Consider the following 21678-nt stretch of genomic DNA (forward strand, 5'->3'; position numbering starts at 1 on the left):
ACTCAGGTCAGGGCAATCCATGTGGCCCGTGCCCGGGCGAGTTCGGCGCCGTCCGGCGCGTACACCGTGGAACTGGTGAAGGCCTTGCGGCCGGCCATCGCGTCGGCGCGCCCGACCACGACGCAGGCCGCGCCCGGCTCGGGCAGCGCATCGACCGACGCGGCGATCCGGCCGAGCACGAAGAGACGGCCGGTGTGCAGCGCGGACCAGCCGCCCGGGCAGTCGAGCGCCGCCCACATCGTCTCGGCCCGCACGTCGCCGGGCACCACCCAGGGCGCCGCGGTGCGGCCGTCGGGCAGCAGCCCGGGGAACAACCGCAACCCGTCCGGCCGCTCCGTGCCGCAGACATAACAGGTCGGGAACGGATGCTCGGTGAACCCGGGATAACTCGCCGTGACAGCGGTCGCCTCGTCGAAGCTCGCCGCGGGCACCGGCTCGATCGGCTCGGTGACCGGACCGACCTCGGCGACCAGCGTGCCGTCGGGCGCGAAGAACGAGCCCTCCCGCGCGGTCAGCGAGGTGTCGAGCGGCGGCGGCACCCGCAACGTCACCTCCTGCGGGCCGGGACCGGCGGCGACCGCGAAGGCGCCCGCCGACCAGCCGCCGTTGCCGGTGCCGGGCGGGCCGTTGAAACGAGCCGGAATCAGCATGGCCCGAGTCTGCCGCAGGGGTGCGACACAAAGGCGTTCATTTTCCCGACACCGGCCGCCACCTGTGCCGACACACCGACGGCAGGTGCGGCCCTTACACAGTGGGTATGACTGTTCTGCTGACCGCCGGCACCTCCACCGGGACCAGTGGTTACACCCTTCTGATCGCGGACAGCGCGGATCAGGTGGCGGCCGCACAGCGGCTGCGTCACGACGTCTTCGCGGGCGAGCTGGGCGTGCGGCTCACCGGCGCGGCCGACGGCCGTGACATCGACGACTTCGACGACTTCTGCGACCACCTCATCGTGCGCGAGGAGGCCACCGGACAGGTGGTCGGCACCTACCGGATGCTGTCCCCGGCCGCCGCCGAGCGGGCCGGCCGGCGCTATGCCGACAGCGAGTTCGACCTGAGCCGGTTGCGTCCGCTGCGCGAGCAACTGGTCGAGACCGGACGCTCGTGCGTGCACCCGGACCACCGCGACGGCGCGGTGGTCAACCTGATGTGGGCCGGCATCGCCCGCTACCTGCACCTGAACAACCTGCGCTGGCTGGGCGGCTGCGCCTCGGTGCCGCTGGACGACGGTGGCGCGCTGGCCGCCGGGGTCTGGGCGCGGGTGTCCGCCAGGCACCTGTCGCCGCCCGCCCTGCGGGTCACGCCGCGCAATCCGTGGGCCGGCCCGGAGGGAAGCAGCACGGCCAAGCTGCCCCCGCTGCTGCGCGGCTATCTGCGGCTGGGCAGCTGGGTCTGCGGCCCGCCGGCCTTCGACCCGGACTTCAACTCGGCCGACTTCTACGTGCTGTTCTCGATGGACCGGATGGACCCGCGCTACCGGCGGCACTTCCTCGGGGTGCCGCGATGACCGTCTGGCAGCCGGTCTCCGGATGCGGGCCGGCCTGCCGGGCCGGCGGCGACGATCTGGTGCGGCCGCTGCGGACCGCGTGGCGGATCGCCGCGCTCGTCCTGGTGCTGCTGGCCGGGCTCGTGGTCGTGCCGATCTGGCGGCGCCGCGGGACCCGGGTGATCGCGCGCGCCATCCTGCGCGCGCTCGGGGTGCGGCTGCGGTGGCGCGGCCCGGCGCCGCGCCCGGGCAGCCTGCTGGTCGCCAACCACGTCTCCTGGCTGGACATCCCGCTGCTGCTCGCGCTGCAGCCGGTGCGGATGGTCGCGAAGTGCGAGGTGCGCGCCTGGCCGGGCATCGGCGCGCTGGCCGGGGTGAGCGGCGCGATCTTCCTGGACCGGTCCCGGCCGAAGACCCTCAAGGCCACGGTGGCCGAGGTCACCGCGGCGCTGCGGGCCGGTCGCACGGTCGCGGTCTTCCCGGAGGGCACGACCTTCTGCGGTACGTCGCGCGGCTGTGCTGCTTCCGGCCTGGGTGCCTCCGGCCCTGGCGGAGAACCCGGGCCCCTGCGGGGCCAGTTCCGCCCCGCCGTGTTCCAGGCCGCCCTGGACGCCGGCGCTCCGGTGGTGCCGATCGCCATCGCGTACGGTTCCACCGCCGCCGCCTTCATCGGGGACGACACGCTCTGGTCCTCGGTGCGCCGGGTGGCCGCCCTGCGCGAGCTCTCGGTGACGATCGTCGGCTCGCCCGCGCTGCACCCGATGCCGGACGCCGACCGGCGGATGCTGGCCCGCGCCGCCCAGGCGACGGTCGGCCTGGCTGCCTAGATCGGCACTGAATCACCAGGCTCACAGAAAACTTTCAGCCATCATGCAGGCATAGCGCAGTCGCTGGGAGAAAGATGGGCCGCATGGCCACTCAGACCCAGCCCAAGCAGAGCGAGGCGAAGCTGCTCGTCGTCGAGGACGACGCGAACATTCTCGAGCTGCTCTCCGCCAGCCTCCGTTTCGCCGGGTTCGACGTGAGCACGGCGACCAGCGGCAGCGCCGCGGTGACCGCCGCCAAGAGCGCCAACCCCGACCTCGTGGTGCTCGACGTGATGCTGCCCGACCTCGACGGCTTCGAGGTGATCCGGCTGATGCGCGAGGGCGGCGCGCGCACCCCGGTGGTGTTCCTGACCGCCCGGGACGGCACCGACGACAAGATCCGCGGCCTGACGCTCGGTGGCGACGATTATGTGACCAAGCCGTTCAGCCTCGAGGAGCTGACCGCGCGGATCCGGGCGGTGCTGCGGCGCACCACGGCCGGCGACGAGGCGCCGTCCCGGCTCACCTTCGCCGACCTCGAGCTCGACGAGGAGACCCATGAGGTCTATCGGGCCGGTCAGCGGGTGCAGCTCTCGCCGACCGAGTTCAAGCTGCTGCGTTATCTGATGCTCAACGCGAACCGGGTGCTGTCCAAGGCGCAGATCCTGGACCACGTGTGGAAATACGACTTCCGCGGTGACGACAACATCGTCGAGTCGTACATCTCCTATCTGCGCCGCAAGGTGGACAACGTGCAGCCGCGACTGATCCACACGCTGCGCGGCGTGGGCTACGTCCTCCGCAAACCAGCCGCCTGAGACGCTGCCGGTGACCATCTCCGTCCAACCCGAGCCTGCCCAACCCGAGCCTGCCCAACCCGAGCCCGCCCGATCCGAGCCGGCCCGATCCGAGCCCGATTCGCCGACGCCGGACCAGCGGGCTGACCCGCCGAGCACGTCGCGCGGCAGCGGGCGGCTGCGCAGCACCCCGCTGCGGATCAAGCTGATCGCCTCGGTGCTGGCGCTGGTGTTCGCCGCGCTCACTCTGATCAGCGTGTCCAGCACGTTCGCGCTGCGCACCTATCTGGTCGAGCGGATGGACGCCGAGCTGACGTCGGCCGCCGACGAGCTCGAGATCAAGTCCCGCAGCTACCCGCTGACCAACCCCTCCGCGCTGACCCCGCTGCCGAGCGACTACGTGGTGTTGCTGCGGTCGGTCACCGGGGTGGGCGACCGCGACTTCACCAACATCCCCGGGCTCACGGTGGCCGACCTGCCGCCGGTCTTCAGCAGCCTGGAGGACATCCAGGCGCGGGCCGAGGACATGCCGTACACGGCGATCTCGGCGAACAAGAAGCAGCACTGGCGCATGGTGATCACCGGCACCGCGCAGGGCGACGTGCTCTATGTGGGCCGCAACATGTCCGAGATCGACTTCGCCATGACCCGGCTGATCTGGATCGACTCGCTGGTCGGCTTCGGCGTGCTGATCGCGCTGGCCGCAGTGGGCGCGGCGGTGGTGCGGACCAGCCTGCGGCCGCTGGTCGAGATCGAGCAGACCGCGGCGGCGATCGCGGCCGGCGACCTCACCCGCCGGGTGCCCGACCCGGAACCCGACTCGGCGGAGCCGCAGACCGAGCTCGGCCGGCTGTCCCGCGCCCTCAACGCGATGCTGACCCAGATCGAGGCGGCGTTCACCGCGCGCGCCAAGTCCGAGACGGCGGCCCGGGCGGCCGAGTCGGCGGCCCGGGACGCGGCCGAGGCGGCGCAGGTCTCCGAGGCGCGCGCGGTGCGCTCGGAGGGAAAAATGCGGCAGTTCGTGGCGGACGCCTCACACGAGCTGCGCACCCCGCTGACCTCGATCCGGGGCTTCGCCGAGCTCTACCGCCAGGGCGCGGTGGCCGACCCGGGCGACGTGTCCGCGCTGGTGCGCCGGATCGAGGACGAGGCGTCCCGGATGGGCCTGCTGGTGGAGGACCTGCTGCTGCTCGCCCGGCTGGACCGCGAGCGGCCGCTCACGCTGGCGCCCGTCGAGTTGCCCGTGCTGGCCATGGAGGCCGTCGAGGCGGCCCAGGTGATCGCGCCGGAGCGGGAGATCGGGCTGGACATCCGTGACGAGCCGGAACGGCTGATCGCCTATGGCGACGACGCCCGGCTGCGCCAGGTGATCGGCAACCTGATGACCAACGCGCTGGTGCACACCCCGAAGGACGCCGCGGTGACGCTGCGGCTGACCAGCGCGCCGGGCAACCTGGCGTTGATCGAGGTGGTGGACACCGGCCCCGGCCTGTCCCACGAGCAGCGTGAGCACGTGTTCGAGCGGTTCTATCGCGCGGACGAGGCGCGCACCCGCCGGACCGACCGCGCGGCCACCGGCACCGGCCTCGGACTGGCCATCGTGGCCGCCATCGTGCGGGCCCACCACGGCACCGTGGACGTGCTGAGCGAACCGGGCAAAGGGGCCACCTTCCGGGTCGCCTTGCCCGCAATCGACCGGGAAAGTCACCCGTCCGACTAGCGTTCGCCATTCACAGAAAACATCCAGGTGTAACACAGGGGTGTCGGAGACCGGGTGGGCAATGTAGGTCCCATGACCGAGCACGAGACAAACCCGCAGCGGCACGACACCCCGGCATCCCCGGAGTCGTCGCCCCGGCCCGCGGACGGCCCCGTCGCGGGCGGCAGCGCCTCCTTCTCCGGTGGCGGCCAGGCGCGGGACGAGTCCGAGCCGACGGCGGCCCAGCCGACCGTCCAGCAGCCGTACGCACCGCCGGCGCCGACCTCCGCCCAGCCCGCGCCCGTCTCCGCCCAGCCCGCTCCCGGTGGTTACCCGGCTTCGGCCCCGCCGGCCTCGCCGTGGCAGCAGCCCCACCAGCCGCACCAGCCGCAGCCGCCGCATCAGCCGCATCAGCAGCCTTGGCAGCACGCCGCGCCGCAGCCCGGTTATGCGCCGTACGGCGGCTACCCGCCGCCGCAGCCCGGCGCCCCGGATCAGCCGTCCTGGGCCCAGCCGGTGGCCACCGAGACCCGCCCGCCGGGCAACGGGCGGGGTCGCAAGATCTTCGTGGCCGGCGCCGCCGCCGTGCTGATCGCGCTGGCCGGTGGCGGCATCGGCGCCGCGACGGTGCTGGCGATGGACGACGGCAACGGCTCGGCGACCGTGGCGACCAGCAACTCCTCGGTCACCCGGGTGGTCGACCGCTCGTCGCTGGCGCAGATCGCCGCCGCGGTGCAGGACAGCGTCGTCTCGATCACCACCGAGACCGGCGAGGGCTCCGGCGTGGTGCTCACCGCCGACGGCTACATCCTGACCAACAACCACGTGGTGGCCACCGCGCAGAGCAGCACGGTGAACGTGATCTTCGCGGACGGCAACAAGGCCAGGGCCACGATCGTCGGCACCGACCCGCGCACCGACCTAGCTGTGATCAAGGCGACCGACGTCTCCGGCCTGAAGAACGCCAACTTCGGGGACAGCGCGAACATGCAGGTGGGCGACACGGTGCTGGCGCTGGGCAGCCCGCTCGGCCTCCAGGGCTCGGTGACCGCGGGCATCATCAGCGCCAAGGACCGCACCATCCAGACCGGCGGCGACCAGCAGCAGCAGCCGGAGAACCCGTTCGGCCAGCAGGACCCGCAGGGCCAGACCCAGCAGCAGCAGGGCACCACCTCGATGTCCGGCCTGCTGCAGACCGACGCCCCGATCAACCCGGGCAACTCCGGCGGCGCGCTGGTCAACACCAACGGCGAGGTGATCGGCATCAACTCGGCGATCGCCACCTCGGGGCAGGCGTCCGGCAACATCGGGGTGGGCTTCGCGATTCCGTCCAACAAGGCCAAGCAGGTCGCGGATCTGCTGATCGCCGGCAAGAAGGTCAGCCACCCGGCGCTCGGCGTCAGCGTGGCCGAGAGTGAGAACGGCGGCGCGCTGGTCCGCACCGTGACCGCCTCCGGCGCCGCGGCCAAGGCCGGCATCCAGCAGGGTGACGTCATCACCACGGTGAACGGCAAGCCGATCAACGACTCCGACGACCTGGTCTCGGTGGTGCAGGGCGCCGCGGTCGGCGACCAGGTGACGGTCGTCTTCACCCGCGACGGTGCACAGAAGACGGTGACCGCCACGCTCACCGACGCGGGCTGACAGACCCGGCGCCGTCCGGGCCATCGGACGGCGTCACCTCCCACGCGGTGGGTGATCTCGGTCAAGGGGGTTGATCGAGATCACCCACCGCATTTTCTTTGCCCCTCTTTGTGCTTGTATAGCCGCGCTTTCTGGTGTCGGGGCTCGCCTTCCAGAGCCCCTTCCGCCTACTCTCCATCCGTCATCGGTGCGGGCGCGCTGGCGGGCGCGGAGCGAGAGGCTGCGGAGTTGACGTACGTCGAGACCCGGATGAACGTCTGGGAGGCGCTGGCCGGCCGGGCTCCGGGTGAGCCTGTCGGTCCCGCCGACCCCGGGCTGTGGGCCGCCGTCGTCGACCGGCTCAACCCCGCGCGGGCCCGTCCGATCCTGCGGGCCGGTGTCGAGGCGGTCGAGCTCGACAGCGCGCGCGGCCCGGCATACATCATGGTGCGCTCGCCGGACGACGGCTCCCGCGCCTGCTACCTGCGGCTCACCCCGGACGAGTGGCAGCTCGCGCTGCTGATGGACGGCACGCTCACGGTGGCCCGGCTGGTCGCCGAGTTCGCCCGGATCGCCGGCCGGCTCGCGCCCGATCAGGTCCGCCGGGTGGTGGCCGACCTGGCCGGCAGCCGGATGCTCGAGGAACTGCCGGTGGACGCGTTCCGCCCGCTGCAGGAGATCGTGCAGCAGCCGCTGGCCAAGCGCGTCGGCCAGGGTCTGCTGGCCACCCTGCGCGGCCGCCGCATGCTGGTCACCGACATCGACGGCTTCGTCACCCTGCTCTACCGCGCGGGCGGCCGGCTGTTCTTCACCAAGGCCGCGGCGGTGGTGCTCGCCCTGATCAGCGTGGCCGGCCTCGGGCTGTTCGGGCTCACCTGGGCGCGGGGGAGCGAGGCGCTCTTCCTGACCAACGGGTCCTATCTGCTCGGCGCGGTGCTGCTGCTCCTGCTCAACGCGCTGGCGCTGGCCTGTCACGAGATGGGCCACGCGCTGGCCACCAAGCACGCCGGGCGTGACGTCTCAGCCGCCGGGCTGCTGGTCTATTTCGGCATTCCGTCGGTCTTCGTGGACACCACCGACGTGTGGATGGCCGGCCGCCGGGCGCGCATCCTGGTCACCGCGGCCGGGCCGATCACCGGCCTGGTGCTGGCCGGCGGCATGCAGATCGTCGGGTTCGCCTTCCCCGCGGTCGCCGGGCTGGCCTTCAAGCTGGCCTTCGCCTGGTACCTGAACGTGCTGTTCAACCTCAACCCGTTCATCGCCCTGGACGGCTACTACCTGGTGATGGACTGGCTGGAGATCCCCAACCTGCGGGCTCGCGGTGTCTCCTGGGTGACCGGCCGGTTGCGCGGTCGCCTGCCGCGGTGGTCCGGCCTGGACCGTGAGGGCAAGATCATCGCGCTGTACGGGGTGCTCGCCGTCCTGTGGCTGGTGGTGGCGGTCAATCTCGCGTACCGGATCTGGGCGGATCGGGTCTCCGGGGTGGTGACCGGACTCTGGCACGGCGGCGCCGCCTCCCGCCTGCTGCTGTTCGCCATCGTGCTGGTCCTCTGTCTGCCCCTCGTGCATCTCGGCCTCGGCCGGCTCGCCCGCTGGTGGCGGAAGTCGCGGGTCCGGGCGGCCGAGCGGGAGCGCGAGGCCGACCTGCCGCGCCGGCTCGAGGCGCTGCGCAACTCCGAGCTCGGCGGTCTGCCGGAGCACGCGCTGGCCGGGCTGGCCGCCCGGGCGCGGTGGGTGCACCCGCGCACCGGGCAGCAACTTGTGGTGGCCGGTGGGCCGCAGTCCGCGGTGTTCGTCGTCGTGGACGGCGCGCTGCGGGCGCGCCGGCCGGGCGACCCGGGCGGCACCGTGCGCCATCACGTCGGTCCCGGCGGCGTCGTCGGCCTGGGCAACGCGCTCACCGGCCGGTCCACCTCGCTCGACTGGCACACCGCCGGCACCACCCTGCTCAGCGTCCCGGCGGCGACCGTGGCGACGGTGATCGGGCCGCTGCCCGGACCGCCACCGGTGGACCGCGCCGAGGCCGAGGCGCTGTTCGCGGACACCCCGGCGCTGGCCGCGCTGGACGGTGACGAGCGGCTCGCGCTGATCTCCCAGGCCTACCCGGTCGACCTCGAGCCCGGTTCGCCGGTGTCGCTGCCCGGACCCACCGTCGCGGTGGTGGTGGAGTCCGGCGTGATCGCCATGATGGACGGCACCGAGCTGCGCCGCGGCACGCTGGTCGGCCCGGTCGGTGACGGCACGCCCGGCGCGGTGGCGCAGACGCGCACGCCGGTCCGTCTCTGGGTCATCCCGGACGCCTCGGACCTGCCGCCGCTCGTCGGTGCCACGGACGCGCCCGGCTCGGCCCCGGTCGTCGAGGGCCGCCGCGCGCCGACCTTCGGCATCCACCCCGGTGACGCCTACCCGCCGCTGATCGTGCCGCCCGGACCGCCGGACGGCACCGAGGATCCGGCGGTGGACAAGCGGTTCGAGCGCCGGATGTGGTGGCTCGTCCTGCTCTGCCTGCTGCTCGCGCTGCTGCTCACCGCGGCCAACCTGATGCCCGGCCCGGCCTGGGCCGAGATGCCGGTCAACAAGGCGCTGCTGGTGGCCGACAACGGCCGCCTGCTGGTGCGGATCGACGGCACGCGCATCGTGATGAGCGAGGGCGACCGACGGTTCATCGCGCCGGGCGCCCGGATCGAGGTGGCGGACGGCTCGATCGGCCGGTTGACCTTCACCGGCGGCTCCGCGGCGGTGCTCTGTCCCGGATCCGACACCCAGGTCCAGGCGCTGGCCAGCACCGCCGGCCGGGAGCGCGAGCCGAGCGGCGCGCTGACCCTGGAGGCCGGTCGGCTGCTCGCCGACACGACCAGCACGAGCGGCGCCTACCAGCCGCTGAACCTGGTGGTCACCCGGCCGCTGGGCGACGTGGTCAACCTGGGCAAGGCCTGGTACTCGGTGGACCCCGCGTCGGTCACCGTGTCCACCGGCCGGGTCGAGGTGGGCGGCGCCCGGGCGGTCACCACCAACAGCGGCCTGTCCTGCGGCGACGGCATCACCATCGAGCCGCCGGCCAGCGAATCACCCAGCGAGGAGTCCTCCGAGCCGCCGGTGATCATCTCCCCGCCGGTCGAGGAGTCGTCCGCGCCGCCGATCGAGGACCCGGTGCTGCCGGACCCGATCCCGCAGCCGGGCAACCCCGGCAACGACGACGATGACCAGGACGATCCGCCGCCGGCCACCACGCCGCCGCCGAGGACCACGCCGCCGGCCACGACGCCGCAGAGCCCGCCGCCGAATCCGGACCCGGACGACCCGCCGACGTCACAGTCGCCGCCCGACGACCCGCCGACGTCGGTCAGCCCTCCGGTCGAGGAGAGCAGCTCGCCGCCTGTCATCATCGGCTGATCAAGTCCGCACCATCGACGTATCAAAAGGGGAGCTCCGACGTGCTCTGCTGGTTCTGCGCCAAGGCGGCGCGGGCGTCCTGCCGGTTCTGCGGACGCGGCGTGTGTGAGGACCACGCGCGCTTCGGGCCGTACCTCTTGCAGGTGAGCCGCTCGGAGACGCGCCGCCGGGCCGAGGCCCTGGTGGTCGAGGACGCGGTGCAGTGCGGCACCTGCCGGCCGCGCCCGCAACCGGTGGCGATGCCGGAATTGGACTGACAGACCGATAGAGCCGCTCGACGTGGTGAATTACGGTGACCGCATGAGCGACTTCGATACCGTCCTGGAGCGGCTGCTCACCGACCCGTCCTTCGCGTCGGAGCTGTCCGCCGACCCGGAGCGCGCGCTTGCCGAATACCGTCTCGAGGACGGCGAGGCCGAGCTGTTGCGCAGCCAGGTCGCCACCTCCGATTCGCAGTCGGTCTCCGCGGTGGTCGAGGACCGGATGACGAAGTCGAGCACCTTCGGCATGTTCTCCTCGCTGGGCGAGTGGTCCGAGTTCGGCTCGGCGGCGGGCGTCGCCGCCCGGCAGAGCGCCGAGGCGGTGGGTGGCCAGGGCGCGGGCGGTGGCGAGGTCCCGCTGCGCACCGGCCTGGGTGACGCGCCCGGCCGCGATCTGGACGAGTTGCCCGCGGTGTCGCGGATGGGCGATCCGCCGTCCAGCGGCATGGGCGACGGCGAGCCGCCGAAGTTCGCGCAGCTGCACCACGTGTCCAAGCTGGCCGAGGAGCACCAGCAGCCGGAGCAGGCCGAGCTCGAGTCGCCCGAGCCGCCGAAGGGCTACCACAACAAGGTGGACGCCGACGGCGACGGCCGCTGGGACAAGGCGACCTATGTCGGTCGCGAGGACGGCGGGGTGGACATCCTGGTCGACCTCAACAAGGACGGCAATCCCGACTTCATCGGCCGTGACCTGGACGCGGACTGGACCGTGGACAACGCCACCATCGACCGCGACCGGGACGGCGTCTTCGAGAAGACGATGTACGACGACGACGGCAACGGCTGGCTCGACCGCACCGTGTGGCACAACGACTGAGCAGGCCCCACCATGGGTGCATGGTCGCCGTCCGTGTCCAAGCGCTCACCAAGGTGTTCGATCCCGGGGTCGTCGCCGTCGACGAGTGCGACCTGGAGATCGGCTCCGGCGAGTTCCTGGTGCTGCTCGGTCCGGCCGGCTGCGGCAAGACCACGCTGCTGCGGCTGATCGGCGGCCTGGAGGAGCCGACCTCCGGCACGGTGCTGATCGACGGCGTGCCGGTGGCCGACCTGCCCGATCGTGAGCGCACGATCGCCTTGGTCTTCCAGAGCTACTCGATCTATCCGCACCTGACCGTGGCGCAGAACATCGGCTTTCCGCTGCGGGCCGGCGCCGAGGCCCCGCCGGACATCCCCGGCCGGGTGCACGAGGCGGCGCGCCACCTCGGCATCGACGACCTGCTCAGTCGCCGCCCGGTGCACCTCTCCCGGGGCCAGCGCCAGCGGGTCGCGATGGCCCGGGCGATCGTGCGGCGACCTGATCTGCTGCTGCTCGACGAGCCGTTGTCGAATGTGGATCCGAAGATCTGGGTCGAGCTGCGCGGTGAGATCGTCGCGCTGACCAAGCGTCTCGGCATCACCACGGTCTATGTGACGCACGATCGCGCCGAGGCCGCGAAGATGGCCGATCGCATCGTTGTGCTGCGGCGGGGCAAGCCGATCTGGACCGGCATTTCCCCGTTCGAAGGTCTGGACATTATCAGTTAACAGTCCTAATAATTAAGCATGCGTCGATCCCTTGTGCTCGCCATGGCCGCGTCGCTCGTGGCCACCGGTTCGGTCGTCTACCTCGCGTCCAACGCGGGCGCGGCAGTCGCGTGCGAGGCGCCGTGGAGCGCCTCGACGGTCTACGTCGGCGGCAATCTCGCCTCCCAGAACAATCACAACTACCGGGCCAAGTGGTGGACGCAGAACGAGAGCCCGGCCTCGCACAGCGGCCAGTGGGACGTCTGGGCCGACCAGGGAGCGTGTGGTGGCGGCACGCCGCCGACCGACCCACCGACCACGCCGCCGACCGATCCGCCCACCGACCCGCCGACCGACCCACCCACGGACCCGCCGCCGAACACCGGCCTGCCCAAGCACGCGCTGATCGGCTACCTGCACGCCAGCTTCGCGAACGGCTCGGGCTATCTGCGGATGTCCGACGTGCCGGCCGACTGGGACATCATCAACCTGGCCTTCGGTGAGCCCACCACGCCGACCTCCGGCAACATCCAGTTCACGCTCTGCCCGGCCGCGGAGTGTCCCGGCGTGGAGAGCGAGGCCGACTTCAAGGCGGCGATCCGGGCCAAGCGGCAGGCCGGCAAGAAGGTGCTGCTCTCCATCGGCGGACAGAACGGCCAGGTGCAGCTCACCACCACCGCCGCCCGGGACGCGTTCGTCAGCTCGGTCAGCGGCATCATCGACCGCTACGGCCTGGACGGGGTGGACGTCGACTTCGAGGGCCACTCGCTGTCGCTGAACACCGGTGACACCGACTTCCGCAACCCGACCACCCCGGTGATCGTCAACCTGATCTCGGCGCTGCGCTCGCTCAAGACCCGCTACGGCGCCGGCTTCGTGCTGACGATGGCGCCGGAGACGTTCTTCGTGCAGCTCGGCTACCAGTTCTACGGCTCCGGACCGTGGGGTGGACAGGACCCGCGCGCCGGGACGTACCTGCCGGTGATCCATGCGATGCGCAACGACCTGACCGTGCTGCACGTGCAGGACTACAACTCCGGCTCGATCATGGGCCTGGACAACCAGTGGCACTCGATGGGCGGCGCGGACTTCCACATCGCGATGACCGACATGCTGATGGCGGGCTTCCCGGTGGCCGGCGACACGACCAGGATGTTCCCGGCTCTGCGCGAGGACCAGGTGGCGTTCGGCGCCCCCTCGTCGGTCAGTGCCGGCAACGGCTACGTTTCCCCGCCGGGCGTCCAGCAGGCGGTCAACTGCCTGGTCCGCGGCCAGTCGTGCGGCGGCTACACCCCGCGCAGCGGCCTGAACCCGAACTTCCGGGGCCTGATGACCTGGTCGATCAACTGGGACAAGTTCTACGGGTGGGAGTTCCGCACCGCCCACGAACCGTTCCTGAACGCCCTTCCCTGAGCCACGGCCCGGCGGGACCTGCCTCTGGCGCGGGTCCCGCCGTCAGCCGGCGATGGCGTTCGCCACGGCGACCCGGTGCACATCGGGGTCGGACCAGGACCAGTTGGGGTGGGCCCGGTTGGTCAGCAGGACCACGACCATGCCGCGGGCCGGCGCGACCAGCAGGGACGTGCCGGTGAAGCCGGTGTGGCCGAAGCTCCGCGGTGACGCCAGGTCGCCCATGAACCAGGGCTGGTTGATCTCGAAGCCCAGGCCGTGGTCGGCCGATCGGTCCGGGCGCTCGGCGTCGATCGCCGGCTTGCCCTTGTTCACGTTTGTCAGCGCCTGCCGTACCACCTCGGCGGAGAGGATCCGCTTGCCCCGGTGGGTCCCGCCGTCCAGCAGCATCCGGCCGATGACCGCGACGTCGGCGGCGGTGCCGAAGACCCCGGCGTGTCCGGCGACGCCGCCCAGCCGGGCGCACACGTCGTCGTGGACGGTGCCGCGCAGCAGGCCGCGGGAGGTGCGCGCGTCGGTGGCCACCAGCCGGCTCTTCGTCGCCCACTTCAGCGGCGTGAAGCCGGTGTCGTCCAGCCCCAGCGGCCCGGTGATCCGATCGCGCAGCGCCCGGTCCAGCGACCGGCCGGTGAGCTTCTCGACCAGCAGCCCGAGCACCATCAGCCCGACGCTCGAATACCGGAACGTGTCACCCGGCACCCCGCCCTTGACCAGCCCGATCTTCGGGATGTCGGCCCAGCCCGCCGACCGTGCCCCGATCGGCAACGCGCCGGTGTGGGCGAGCAGCATCGCGACCGTGATCTCTTCTTTGCCGGGGCCGGTGAAGTCCGGCAGATAGCGGCGCACCGGCGCGTCCAGTTCGACCTCGCCCGCATCGACCAGCCGCAGCACCAGGAGCGCGGTGTAGACCTTGGTGATCGAGGCCAGGTCGAAGATCGCGTCGGGCCGCATCGGCACCCGCTTGCTCTTCGGCAGCTCCACCGGCCCGGCGCCGTAGCGCACCGCGTCACCCACCGCGATGTGCAGGGTCGTGGTGCCGTCCTCCACGACCAGCGCCACCGCGCCGGCATATCCGGGATGCTTCGGATTGTCCGACGTGGGCCGGAGATATGTGGACAGCACCGCCTCGACGGCGCCGGTGTAGGGCGCGGATCGCGGCCGGGCGCCGGCGGACGGCGAACCGGACGGGGATGCGCCCGTGGGCGGCGCGGCCGAGGTGGGCGTCACCCAGTTCGGCGCCGCCGTGCTCGGGTCCGACGGCCCGCACCCGGCCAGCGTCGCGGCACCGGCGGCGAGACCGGCGCCCAGCAGGGCACGACGAGGCAGAGGCACGGCGACGATCCTGACATCCCGGGGCGTCGGGCGACACCCGCACCTACCCGATCGGCGGATTTGTCGCCGCGATCGACCCGGCCCCCGGCCCCGGTCGCCCCGATGATCATTCGCAGGCGGCTAGGGCAGGATGGAGGCATGGAAGGACCGATCGCCTTCGTGCTCGGTGGTGGCGGGGTGCTCGGCGCCGTCGAGGTGGGCATGCTGCGTGCGCTCTTCCGGGGTGGCTTCAAGCCCGACTTCGTGGTCGGCACCTCGATCGGGGCGGTCAACGGCGCCCTGGTGGCCGCCGACCCCAGCGAGGCCTCGACCGACAAGCTGGTCCGGCTGTGGACGTCACCGGAGGCCGCGGCGGTCTACGGCGACTCCATCGGTCGGCAGATGCGGCGGTTCGCCGCGCGTACCCATCTGCACTCGCCCTTGCCCTTGCGCCGGCTGCTGGAGAGTGAGCTCGGCGAGACCTCGGTGTTCGCCGATCTCAAGATTCCGTTCCGGTGCTGCGCGGCCAGCATCGAGCGGGCCGCCGAGCACTGGTTCGACAGTGGGCCGCTGGTGGATGCCGTGCTGGCGTCGTCGGCCGTGCCGGGACTGCTGCCACCGATGGAGATGGGTGGTGAGCATTACGTCGACGGCGGCATTGTGAACTCGATTCCGATTGGGGAAGCTGTTCGGATCGGGGCAAAGATGATCTTCGTGCTGCAAGTGGGCCGGGTCGAGCGGCCGCTCACCGTGCCCCGCCGGCCGTGGGAGGTGGCACAGGTGGCGTTCGAGATCGCGCGCCGGCATCGGTTCGCGCGGGAGCTGGCCGCGCTGCCCGCCGACGTGCAGGTGCATGTGCTGCCGACCGGCGGCGGGGATGGCCGGGACGACTCGCCGTGGGCCTATCGGGACCTGGCGGCCGTGGGACGGCGGATCAGCCGGGCCTACACGGCGTCGCGCCGCTACCTGAACGAGAACGTCAAATCCGCATGATGCCACCGGTCTGGGTGCGGCGACTGGTGCTCGCGCCGCTGGTGCCGCTGCTCGCCCTGGTGCTGGTCACCACCCTGCCGGTGTGGCTGATCGTGGCCGTCGCGATCTCCCCGTTCATGCCCGGTCACCTGCGGGTGCCGCGGCTGGTCTGGCTGGCCATCGTCTACCTGGTCTGGGACGCCGGCGCGCTGATCGCGCTGCTCGGGCTGTGGATCGCGTCCGGCTTCGGGTGGAAGATCCGCTCACCCGCCTTCCAGCGCGCGCACTACGTGCTGACCGGCGGCTTCCTGCGCGTGCTCTTCTGGATCGCCCGCTGGTCGCTGCACCTGTCCATCGACGTGGTCGGCACCGACCCGGATACCGCGCTGCCCGGCCGCCCGGAGATCGTGGTCAGCCGGCACGCCGGGCCGGGCGACTCGTTCGTCCTGATCCACGCGCTGGTCAACTGGTTCGCGCGCGAGCCGCGGATCGTGCTCAAGGCGACGCTGCAGTGGGATCCGGCGGTGGACGTGCTGCTCAACCGGCTGCCCAACCGCTTCATCATGCCGGGCCAGCCCACCTCGCGGCCGCTCGAGGAGGAGGTCGGCGAGCTGGCCGTCGGGCTGGACGACAACGACGCGTTCGTGATCTTTCCGGAGGGCGGCAACTTCACCCCGCGGCGCCGGGTCACCGCGATCAAGCGCCTGCGCAGCCGGGGGATGCCCGATCTGGCGAAGAAGGCCGAGCGGCTGCGCAACGTGCTGCCGCCCAAGCCGGCCGGACTGCTCGCGGCGATCGACGCGGCGCCGGACGCGGGGGTCATCTTCGTCGCGCACACCGGGCTCGACCAGATGATGACGGTCGCCGACATCTGGCGGGAGCTGCCGATGGACAAGCAGCTGGTGATGCGTTTCTGGAGTGTGCCGCCGGAGGAGGTGCCACAGTCCGAGGAGGACCGGATCGCCTGGCTCTACGACTGGTGGGCGCGGATCGATGCCTGGATCGAGGAGAATCGGCCCGCGCCCCTGCCGTTGCGCGTACGTACGTAGTTACTTCCCGCCGAGCGTGGTGTAGAGATCCGCCGGCGCCTCGACCACCTCGGCCGCCGCCGGCCGCAGCTCGCCGACCGTGACGCCGTAGTCGGTGTAGAGCACCTCGAGCGGTTCGACCGCCTTGCCGTTGACCGGGGGCAGCTGGATGGTGAGCGCGGAGAGCCGGCCCTGGTCGTCCAGCCCGGCGGTGAACGGCACCTTCTGGGCGGCCGAACCGTACTGGCTGATGGTCGCCTGGTTGACGCCCGACAGCCCGGCTGCCTTGGTCAGGTCGAGGTTGCCGGAAAAGGCGCGCGGCTCGGTCTGCTGCACGTCGGTGGTGGACTGCAGCAGCTGAGCGGTGTTGGCCGGGTCGATCTGGCCGGGCTTCAGGCCGATGTTCGCGCCCTCGGGCAGCCGGGACACGTCGATCCTGGTCCAGGTGCCGGCCTTGGTGATGCCGGGCACCTGCACGTAGAGGTCCTGGCCGACCAGCCGGGTCTGCACGGTGATCTCGGTGTTGGTGCCGACCGCCTTGAGCTCGGCCGAGCCCTTGCCGCCGGGCGCGTCCATCTCACCGGTCAGCTTGAAGGACGGCCCGGAGGTCATGGTCACCTTGAAGCTCGAGTTGCCCAGCGCGGCGGTGGCCTGACCGAGTGCCGCCGCCGCGGCCGGATCGGCGGCGCTCGCCGAGACGCTGGGAACGGCTTCGATCGGTGCACCGGCCGAGGCGCTCGCGCCCGGCGTGCCGGCGCCGGTGTCGGAGCATCCGGACACCGCGAGCGCGACCGCTGCCAGAACTCCCCACGCTGCTCGAGTCCGCATGTCGATTCCTCCCGCCAGGCCGGCGGTCCGATTGACGCCGGTCGAGTGACTCAAGTTCCCGACCGGGCGGAGGCGCAAACGGACACCTCGATCATCAGGCCCCGACGATGCCGAGCATCTCCTTGGGCATCTCCGCCACCTGGGCGGCCGGCGGCTTCGCGACCTGCACGTCCACGCCGAAGTCGGAGTACTTCGTGGTCATCTTTCCAGCGCCGGGCGCGATCGCCGCGACGTCGATGACCAGCTCGACCATCCGGCCCTCGGCGTCCGCCTTCGCGGTGAACGGCACCGCGGTCGCCTTGACCCCGAGCGACTTCTTCGCGGTGTCGGTCATGCTGGGCGACTTGGTCATGTCCAGCACGCCCTTGAACTCCCGCTCGCCGGTCTTCTCCACCTGCTCCGCGGCGGTCACCAGCTTGGACACGCTCTTCGGGTCGTTCGACTCAGGGCTGAACGCGCTGCCGTCCGGCACCTTCGAGGCGTCCACGTGCAGCCACTTGTCACGGTTCGCGGACTTGAGCATCGAGCCCATCGCGCCGGTGAACTTCAGGTAGACGTCGTTGCCCACCTTGCGGGTGACGACGGTCGACACCTCGTCGGTGCCGGGCGCGGTGATGGACAGCTTCATCTCCAGCCGGTCGCCGGTCTCGTCCACCTGCCCCTCGCCGTTCAGCCCGACCGCCATCGAGGTCTTCACCCGCACCGACTCGGTGGTGAGCGCGGTGGCCGCGGCGGCGAGCTCGGCGGCCGGATCGGCCGGGGTCTCGGCCCGGGTGGTGGCCGACGCGCCCGGAGTCGCATCGGCGGTGGTGACTTCTTTCTCCGGCCCGCAGCCGGTGAGGACCGCGGTCAGGGCGACGGCTATCGCCAGTCGACCAAGCTTCATGTCGTTCACTCCCCGTGAAGAACTTCGATGTCTCTGGAACGGCGCTCAACCTAGCCGACCACCGCGAATGACGCGGGGCATTAAGGTTGTGCTCATGGCTGACCTGCTCGACGCCGAGTCCGTACGCAGCGCCGTCGCGGTTCTGGACGGCTGGGAGGGCACTCCGGAGGCGATCGTCCGCACCGTCGGCCTGCGCAGCTTCCCGGTCGCGATCGCCGTGGTCGACCGGGTCGCGGTGGTCGCCGAGGAGATGGACCACCACCCCGACATCGACATCCGCTGGCGCACGCTGACTTTCCGATGCGTCACGCACTCGGCCGGCGGCGTCACCACGCGTGACATCGCGCTTGCGAACCGCATCGACCGGATCGTCGCGGACGCATCCTGACCAGCCAGGATTTCCTGTCCGGCGATCCATTCGGCATGATGGCTCGAGGTAGCCGCCCGCGCACGTACTGGGAGTAATCCGTGAGATTCGAGGTCAGCAAGGTCCTCGACGCCATCGAGGCCCGGCTCACCACCGACCCGGCGCTGGCCCGCGCCGTCGTCGACCTGGCCGAGGTGGTCCGTTACGCCGATCTCGACGGCGGTCGCCCGGCCAGCATGCTGCGCCTGGGCCTGGTCATCGACGCGCTCGGCCGGCACGTCGCGGAGGAGAGCGTCCCGGTCTATGCGGTCGCGCCGCGCAGCCTGCTCTCCGACGCCGATCTGACCTCCAACGAGCGCATGGTGGTGCGCCGCTGGGCGGACGACGGCGTGGTCGAGGTGGTGCCCGAGATGGGTGACCGGGTGCTGGAGGTGGCCGAGCTGATCGGCCTGCCGGTGCTCACCCGGTCCCGTGCCGAGCTGTTCCGCGATCGCCGCCAGTGGGTGGACGAGCCCGGCCGGTTGCTGGCCGCGGTGCCCGGCGCCGGCGGCCCGGTGCTGGTGGCGCGGGTCGGCCGCGGCGAGATCCCGGCGGTCGGCGAGCCCTCGGCGATGGGCGCCAAGCTGCTCGCCCGGGTGTGGCGCTGCCCGGAGGCCAACTGCGGCGCTTTCGGGGCCGGTGGCGAATCGGACAGCCCGTTCGCGGACATGCGCAAGACGACCAGCCCGGTGGCTCAGCCGCCGCCGACGCTGAAGGCCGGGGTGCCGAGCTGCCCCCGGCACGGGTCCAAGCTCACCGATGCGGGGCCGCGGCCCGCGATCGAGGTTCTTTCGGTACGCATCGACGACGTCAACAGGCGCAGGTTCGTGGTCGCCGCCGGCGCGCCGGTCGTGGTCGGCCGGGCGCCGGAGGGCGGCGACGGCGTGATGCTGGGCCAGTGGCTCACCGAGGACGCCCGCAAGTGGATCAGCCGTGGCCACGCCAGGTTCTCCCTGGAGGGCGACGAGCTCACCGTCCAGGACGTGTCCACCAACGGCACCGGCATCCGCCCGGGCGGCTCGGCCGACGACGACGCGCGTATCACGCTGGCCCGCCAGGAGAGCCGCAAGCTCGACGACGAGGACGTGGTCGAGCTCTATGCGGGCGTCAACGTGGGCCGGGCCAAGATGTGGGCCAATGGCGGCGTCAGCCAGCCCTCCTCGGTGATGTCCGACGCCCCCACCATGGCCATCCGCAAGTTCGAGCGCTAAGCGGCGAGCACCTTTTCGAGCTTGGCCAGCGCCTGGTCGAGCTCGGCCTCGGTCACCACCAGCGGCGGCGCGAGCCGGATCGTCGAGCCGTGCGTGTCCTTGACCAGCACGCCCTCGGCGGCGAGCCGCTCGCACGCCTGCCGCCCGGTCATCAGCGCCGGGTCGATGTCCACGCCGGCCCACAGGCCACGGCCGCGCACCGCGACGACACCGCGGCCGATCAGCGCGCGCAGCCCGGCGTGCAGCCGCTCGCCCAGCTCCGCCGAGCGCTTCTGGAAGTCACCGGTCCGCAGCAGCCGCACCACCTCGACGCCGACCGCGCAGGCCAGCGGGTTGCCGCCGAAGGTCGACCCGTGCTCGCCCGGCTTCAGCACGCCGAGCACGTCACGGTTCGCGGCCACCGCGGACACCGGCACGATGCCGCCGCCGAGCGCCTTGCCGAGCACGTACATGTCGGGGACGACGTCCTCGTGCTCGATCGCGAACGTGCGGCCGGTGCGGCCCAGGCCGGACTGGATCTCGTCGGCGATCAGCAGCACGTTGCGCTCGGTGCAGGCCGCGCGTACGCCGGCGAAGTATCCCGCCTCCGGCACCAGCACGCCGGCCTCGCCCTGGATCGGCTCGAGCAGCACGCCCACGGTGTTCTCGTCGATCGCGGCGGTCAGCGCGTCCAGGTCGCCGTAGGGCACCACGGTGAACCCGGGCGTGTACGGCCCGAAGTCGTCCCGCGCGTCCGGATCGGTGGAGAAGCTGACGATCGTGGTGGTGCGCCCGTGGAAGTTGTTCTCCGCGACCACGATGTTCGCCATGCCGTCCGGCACACCCTTGACCCGGTAGCCCCACTTGCGGGCCACCTTGATCGCGGTCTCCACCGCCTCGGCGCCGGTGTTCATCGGCAGCACCAGGTCCTTGCCGCACAGCTCGGCGAGCTCGCGGCAGAAGTCGGCGAACTGGTCGTGCACGAACGCCCGGCTGGTCAGCGTGACCCGGTCGAGCTGGGCGTGTGCGGCCGCGATCAGGCCCGGGTGGCGGTGGCCGAAGTTCAGCGCGGAGTAGCCGGCCAGGAAGTCGAGGTAGCGGCGGCCGTCCACATCGGTCACCCAGGCGCCTTCGGCGTCCGCGATCACCACCGGCAGCGGGTGGTAGTTGTGCGCGGTGTAACGCTCGGCCTCGGCGAGCGCCTCCGGCGTACGCATCTCCACGGTCGTCATGCGCGAACCTCCAGCGTGCAGCATTTCGGGCCGCCGCCGGCTTTGCGCAGCTCGGACAGGTCGACCCCGATGGTCTGGTAACCGCGCTCCCGGAGCGCGGCGGTCAATGCGGTGGCCTGCACCGGCAGCACCACGGCCCGGCCATCGCTCACCGCGTTGAGGCCGAGCACCGCGGCGTCGGCCGGGGTGGCGATGATCGCGTCCGGGAAGAGCCGCCGCAGCACGGCCTGCGAGCCCGGTGAGAACGCAGCCGGCAGGTAGGCGATGGTCCGCTCGTCCAGCACGCAAAGCGCGGTGTCGAGGTGGTAATAGGCCGGGTCGACGAGTTGCAGCGTGATCACCGGCCGGCCGAAGACCTCCTGGGTCTGCAGATGCGCGGCGTGCACGGTGCGGAAGCCGGTGCCGGCCAGCAGCACGTCCCCGGCAAGCAGCAGGTCGCCCTCGCCCTCGTTGGTGTGCTTCGAATCGTGCACCTCGAAGCCGTTGTTCTCGAACCACGCCCGGTAGGCCGGCGCCTCGTCGGCGCGCTCCGGGTCGCGGAACTGCACCGCGAGCGCCTTGCCGTCGACCACGGTGCCGCCGTTCGCGGCGAAGACCATGTCGGGCAGGCCGGGCAGCGGGTCGATCAGCTCGACCGTGTGGCCCAGGTCTTCGAAGGTGCGGCGCAGGTTCTCCCACTGGCTGATCGCCAGGGCGTTGTCATACGGCGCCGTCGGGTCCATCCACGGATTGATCCGGTATGTGACGGCGAAGTGCGTCGGCCGGCACATCAGAAAGCGGCGGGTCGTCATGCCGCAACGGTATGCGTGAAAGCCCTGCTTACGCCGCAGATCAACCTTGCGCGC

General features: G+C 71.7%; 20 protein-coding genes. 14 read left to right on the plus strand and 6 right to left on the minus strand.

What is annotated here, in order from left to right; genetic code table 11:
- Positions 1–2: 2 nt before the first annotated feature.
- On the minus strand, positions 3–650 hold the full coding sequence (locus ACZ6TI_RS00340) for a hypothetical protein (protein ID WP_465342793.1): 648 nt from the start codon (positions 648–650) through the stop codon (positions 3–5).
- Positions 651–757: 107 nt separating this feature from the next.
- Here ACZ6TI_RS00340 and ACZ6TI_RS00345 point away from each other — a divergent pair, with 107 nt between their 5' ends.
- The 10 genes from ACZ6TI_RS00345 (at position 758) to ACZ6TI_RS00390 (ending at position 12983) form a co-directional block, all read left to right on the plus strand.
- Complete coding sequence (locus tag ACZ6TI_RS00345; RefSeq protein ID WP_465342794.1) at positions 758–1510, plus strand: GNAT family N-acetyltransferase; 753 nt, start codon at positions 758–760, stop codon at positions 1508–1510.
- The gene (locus ACZ6TI_RS00350; RefSeq protein WP_465342795.1) at positions 1507–2316 is read left to right on the plus strand and encodes a lysophospholipid acyltransferase family protein; all 810 of its coding nucleotides are present in this window, start codon (positions 1507–1509) and stop codon (positions 2314–2316) included. The genes ACZ6TI_RS00345 and ACZ6TI_RS00350 overlap by 4 nt, the downstream gene beginning before the upstream one ends.
- Before the next feature lie 83 nt (positions 2317–2399).
- Positions 2400–3113, plus strand: coding sequence for a response regulator transcription factor (locus tag ACZ6TI_RS00355; protein WP_364314615.1), 714 nt, complete (start codon positions 2400–2402; stop codon positions 3111–3113).
- Positions 3114–3270: 157 nt separating this feature from the next.
- The gene (locus ACZ6TI_RS00360; protein ID WP_465343513.1) at positions 3271–4812 is read left to right on the plus strand and encodes a sensor histidine kinase; all 1542 of its coding nucleotides are present in this window, start codon (positions 3271–3273) and stop codon (positions 4810–4812) included.
- A gap of 72 nt (positions 4813–4884) precedes the next feature.
- The gene (locus tag ACZ6TI_RS00365) at positions 4885–6435 is read left to right on the plus strand and encodes a S1C family serine protease (protein ID WP_465342796.1); all 1551 of its coding nucleotides are present in this window, start codon (positions 4885–4887) and stop codon (positions 6433–6435) included.
- Between the two features lie 228 nt (positions 6436–6663).
- The gene (locus ACZ6TI_RS00370) at positions 6664–9807 is read left to right on the plus strand and encodes a cyclic nucleotide-binding protein (protein WP_465342797.1); all 3144 of its coding nucleotides are present in this window, start codon (positions 6664–6666) and stop codon (positions 9805–9807) included.
- 41 nt (positions 9808–9848) lie between these two features.
- A complete protein-coding gene (locus tag ACZ6TI_RS00375) occupies positions 9849–10064 on the plus strand; it encodes a hypothetical protein (RefSeq protein WP_465342798.1) in 216 nt (71 codons plus the stop codon).
- A gap of 43 nt (positions 10065–10107) precedes the next feature.
- Entirely contained in the window at positions 10108–10884 is a 777-nt protein-coding gene (locus ACZ6TI_RS00380) for a hypothetical protein (RefSeq protein WP_465342799.1), read from the plus strand.
- A 20-nt stretch (positions 10885–10904) separates the two neighbouring features.
- Complete coding sequence (locus ACZ6TI_RS00385) at positions 10905–11591, plus strand: ABC transporter ATP-binding protein (protein ID WP_465342800.1); 687 nt, start codon at positions 10905–10907, stop codon at positions 11589–11591.
- A gap of 18 nt (positions 11592–11609) precedes the next feature.
- Entirely contained in the window at positions 11610–12983 is a 1374-nt protein-coding gene (locus tag ACZ6TI_RS00390) for a chitinase (RefSeq protein WP_465342801.1), read from the plus strand.
- 42 nt (positions 12984–13025) lie between these two features.
- Here the strand turns inward: ACZ6TI_RS00390 and ACZ6TI_RS00395 are convergent, their stop codons facing one another.
- Positions 13026–14312 carry a serine hydrolase domain-containing protein gene (locus tag ACZ6TI_RS00395; protein WP_465342802.1) on the minus strand — a complete coding sequence of 429 codons (1287 nt, stop codon included), beginning with the start codon at positions 14310–14312 and terminating at the stop codon, positions 13026–13028.
- 138 nt (positions 14313–14450) lie between these two features.
- On the opposite strand from ACZ6TI_RS00395, the gene ACZ6TI_RS00400 reads away from it, so the two are divergent.
- Positions 14451–15284 (plus strand): patatin-like phospholipase family protein, encoded by an 834-nt coding sequence (locus tag ACZ6TI_RS00400; RefSeq protein WP_465342803.1) that lies wholly within the window; start codon positions 14451–14453, stop codon positions 15282–15284.
- Positions 15281–16312, plus strand: a complete 1032-nt coding sequence (locus tag ACZ6TI_RS00405; RefSeq protein ID WP_465342804.1) for a 1-acyl-sn-glycerol-3-phosphate acyltransferase — start codon at positions 15281–15283, stop codon at positions 16310–16312. The genes ACZ6TI_RS00400 and ACZ6TI_RS00405 overlap by 4 nt, the downstream gene beginning before the upstream one ends.
- On the opposite strand, the gene ACZ6TI_RS00410 is transcribed toward ACZ6TI_RS00405, so the two are convergent.
- Together ACZ6TI_RS00410 and ACZ6TI_RS00415 are read right to left on the minus strand one after the other, a co-directional pair.
- Entirely contained in the window at positions 16313–17119 is an 807-nt protein-coding gene (locus ACZ6TI_RS00410; protein WP_465342805.1) for a hypothetical protein, read from the minus strand. It abuts the gene before it with no gap.
- A 94-nt stretch (positions 17120–17213) separates the two neighbouring features.
- Positions 17214–18005 carry a hypothetical protein gene (locus ACZ6TI_RS00415; RefSeq protein WP_465342806.1) on the minus strand — a complete coding sequence of 264 codons (792 nt, stop codon included), beginning with the start codon at positions 18003–18005 and terminating at the stop codon, positions 17214–17216.
- A 94-nt stretch (positions 18006–18099) separates the two neighbouring features.
- Here ACZ6TI_RS00415 and ACZ6TI_RS00420 point away from each other — a divergent pair, with 94 nt between their 5' ends.
- Both ACZ6TI_RS00420 and ACZ6TI_RS00425 read left to right on the plus strand, forming a co-directional pair.
- The gene (locus ACZ6TI_RS00420) at positions 18100–18393 is read left to right on the plus strand and encodes a 4a-hydroxytetrahydrobiopterin dehydratase (protein WP_465342807.1); all 294 of its coding nucleotides are present in this window, start codon (positions 18100–18102) and stop codon (positions 18391–18393) included.
- Between the two features lie 80 nt (positions 18394–18473).
- On the plus strand, positions 18474–19622 hold the full coding sequence (locus ACZ6TI_RS00425; RefSeq protein ID WP_465342808.1) for an FHA domain-containing protein: 1149 nt from the start codon (positions 18474–18476) through the stop codon (positions 19620–19622).
- On the opposite strand, the gene rocD is transcribed toward ACZ6TI_RS00425, so the two are convergent.
- A complete protein-coding gene (gene rocD, locus ACZ6TI_RS00430; RefSeq protein WP_465342809.1) occupies positions 19619–20833 on the minus strand; it encodes an ornithine--oxo-acid transaminase in 1215 nt (404 codons plus the stop codon). The two genes, ACZ6TI_RS00425 and rocD, sit on opposite strands and share 4 nt — an antisense overlap.
- Positions 20830–21624, minus strand: a complete 795-nt coding sequence (ddaH, locus tag ACZ6TI_RS00435) for a dimethylargininase (protein ID WP_465342810.1) — start codon at positions 21622–21624, stop codon at positions 20830–20832. The genes rocD and ddaH overlap by 4 nt, the downstream gene beginning before the upstream one ends.
- Positions 21625–21678 lie beyond the last annotated feature (54 nt).

The sequence above is a fragment of the Actinoplanes sp. NPDC051388 genome, assembly GCF_055586225.1.

Excerpts from the sequence above, each read along its gene's own strand:
- ACZ6TI_RS00350 (WP_465342795.1), top strand. The coding sequence starts at position 1,507 with ATGACCGTCTGGCAGCCGGTCTCCGGATGCGGGCCGGCCTGCCGGGCC.
- ACZ6TI_RS00390 (WP_465342801.1), top strand. The coding sequence starts at position 11,610 with ATGCGTCGATCCCTTGTGCTCGCCATGGCCGCGTCGCTCGTGGCCACC.
- ACZ6TI_RS00365 (WP_465342796.1), top strand. The coding sequence starts at position 4,885 with ATGACCGAGCACGAGACAAACCCGCAGCGGCACGACACCCCGGCATCC.
- ddaH (WP_465342810.1), bottom strand. The coding sequence starts at position 21,624 with ATGACGACCCGCCGCTTTCTGATGTGCCGGCCGACGCACTTCGCCGTC.
- ACZ6TI_RS00400 (WP_465342803.1), top strand. The coding sequence starts at position 14,451 with ATGGAAGGACCGATCGCCTTCGTGCTCGGTGGTGGCGGGGTGCTCGGC.
- ACZ6TI_RS00385 (WP_465342800.1), top strand. The coding sequence starts at position 10,905 with ATGGTCGCCGTCCGTGTCCAAGCGCTCACCAAGGTGTTCGATCCCGGG.
- rocD (WP_465342809.1), bottom strand. The coding sequence starts at position 20,833 with ATGACGACCGTGGAGATGCGTACGCCGGAGGCGCTCGCCGAGGCCGAG.
- ACZ6TI_RS00410 (WP_465342805.1), bottom strand. The coding sequence starts at position 17,119 with ATGCGGACTCGAGCAGCGTGGGGAGTTCTGGCAGCGGTCGCGCTCGCG.
- ACZ6TI_RS00355 (WP_364314615.1), top strand. The coding sequence starts at position 2,400 with ATGGCCACTCAGACCCAGCCCAAGCAGAGCGAGGCGAAGCTGCTCGTC.
- ACZ6TI_RS00380 (WP_465342799.1), top strand. The coding sequence starts at position 10,108 with ATGAGCGACTTCGATACCGTCCTGGAGCGGCTGCTCACCGACCCGTCC.
- ACZ6TI_RS00405 (WP_465342804.1), top strand. The coding sequence starts at position 15,281 with ATGATGCCACCGGTCTGGGTGCGGCGACTGGTGCTCGCGCCGCTGGTG.
- ACZ6TI_RS00420 (WP_465342807.1), top strand. The coding sequence starts at position 18,100 with ATGGCTGACCTGCTCGACGCCGAGTCCGTACGCAGCGCCGTCGCGGTT.
- ACZ6TI_RS00345 (WP_465342794.1), top strand. The coding sequence starts at position 758 with ATGACTGTTCTGCTGACCGCCGGCACCTCCACCGGGACCAGTGGTTAC.
- ACZ6TI_RS00340 (WP_465342793.1), bottom strand. The coding sequence starts at position 650 with ATGCTGATTCCGGCTCGTTTCAACGGCCCGCCCGGCACCGGCAACGGC.
- ACZ6TI_RS00415 (WP_465342806.1), bottom strand. The coding sequence starts at position 18,005 with ATGAAGCTTGGTCGACTGGCGATAGCCGTCGCCCTGACCGCGGTCCTC.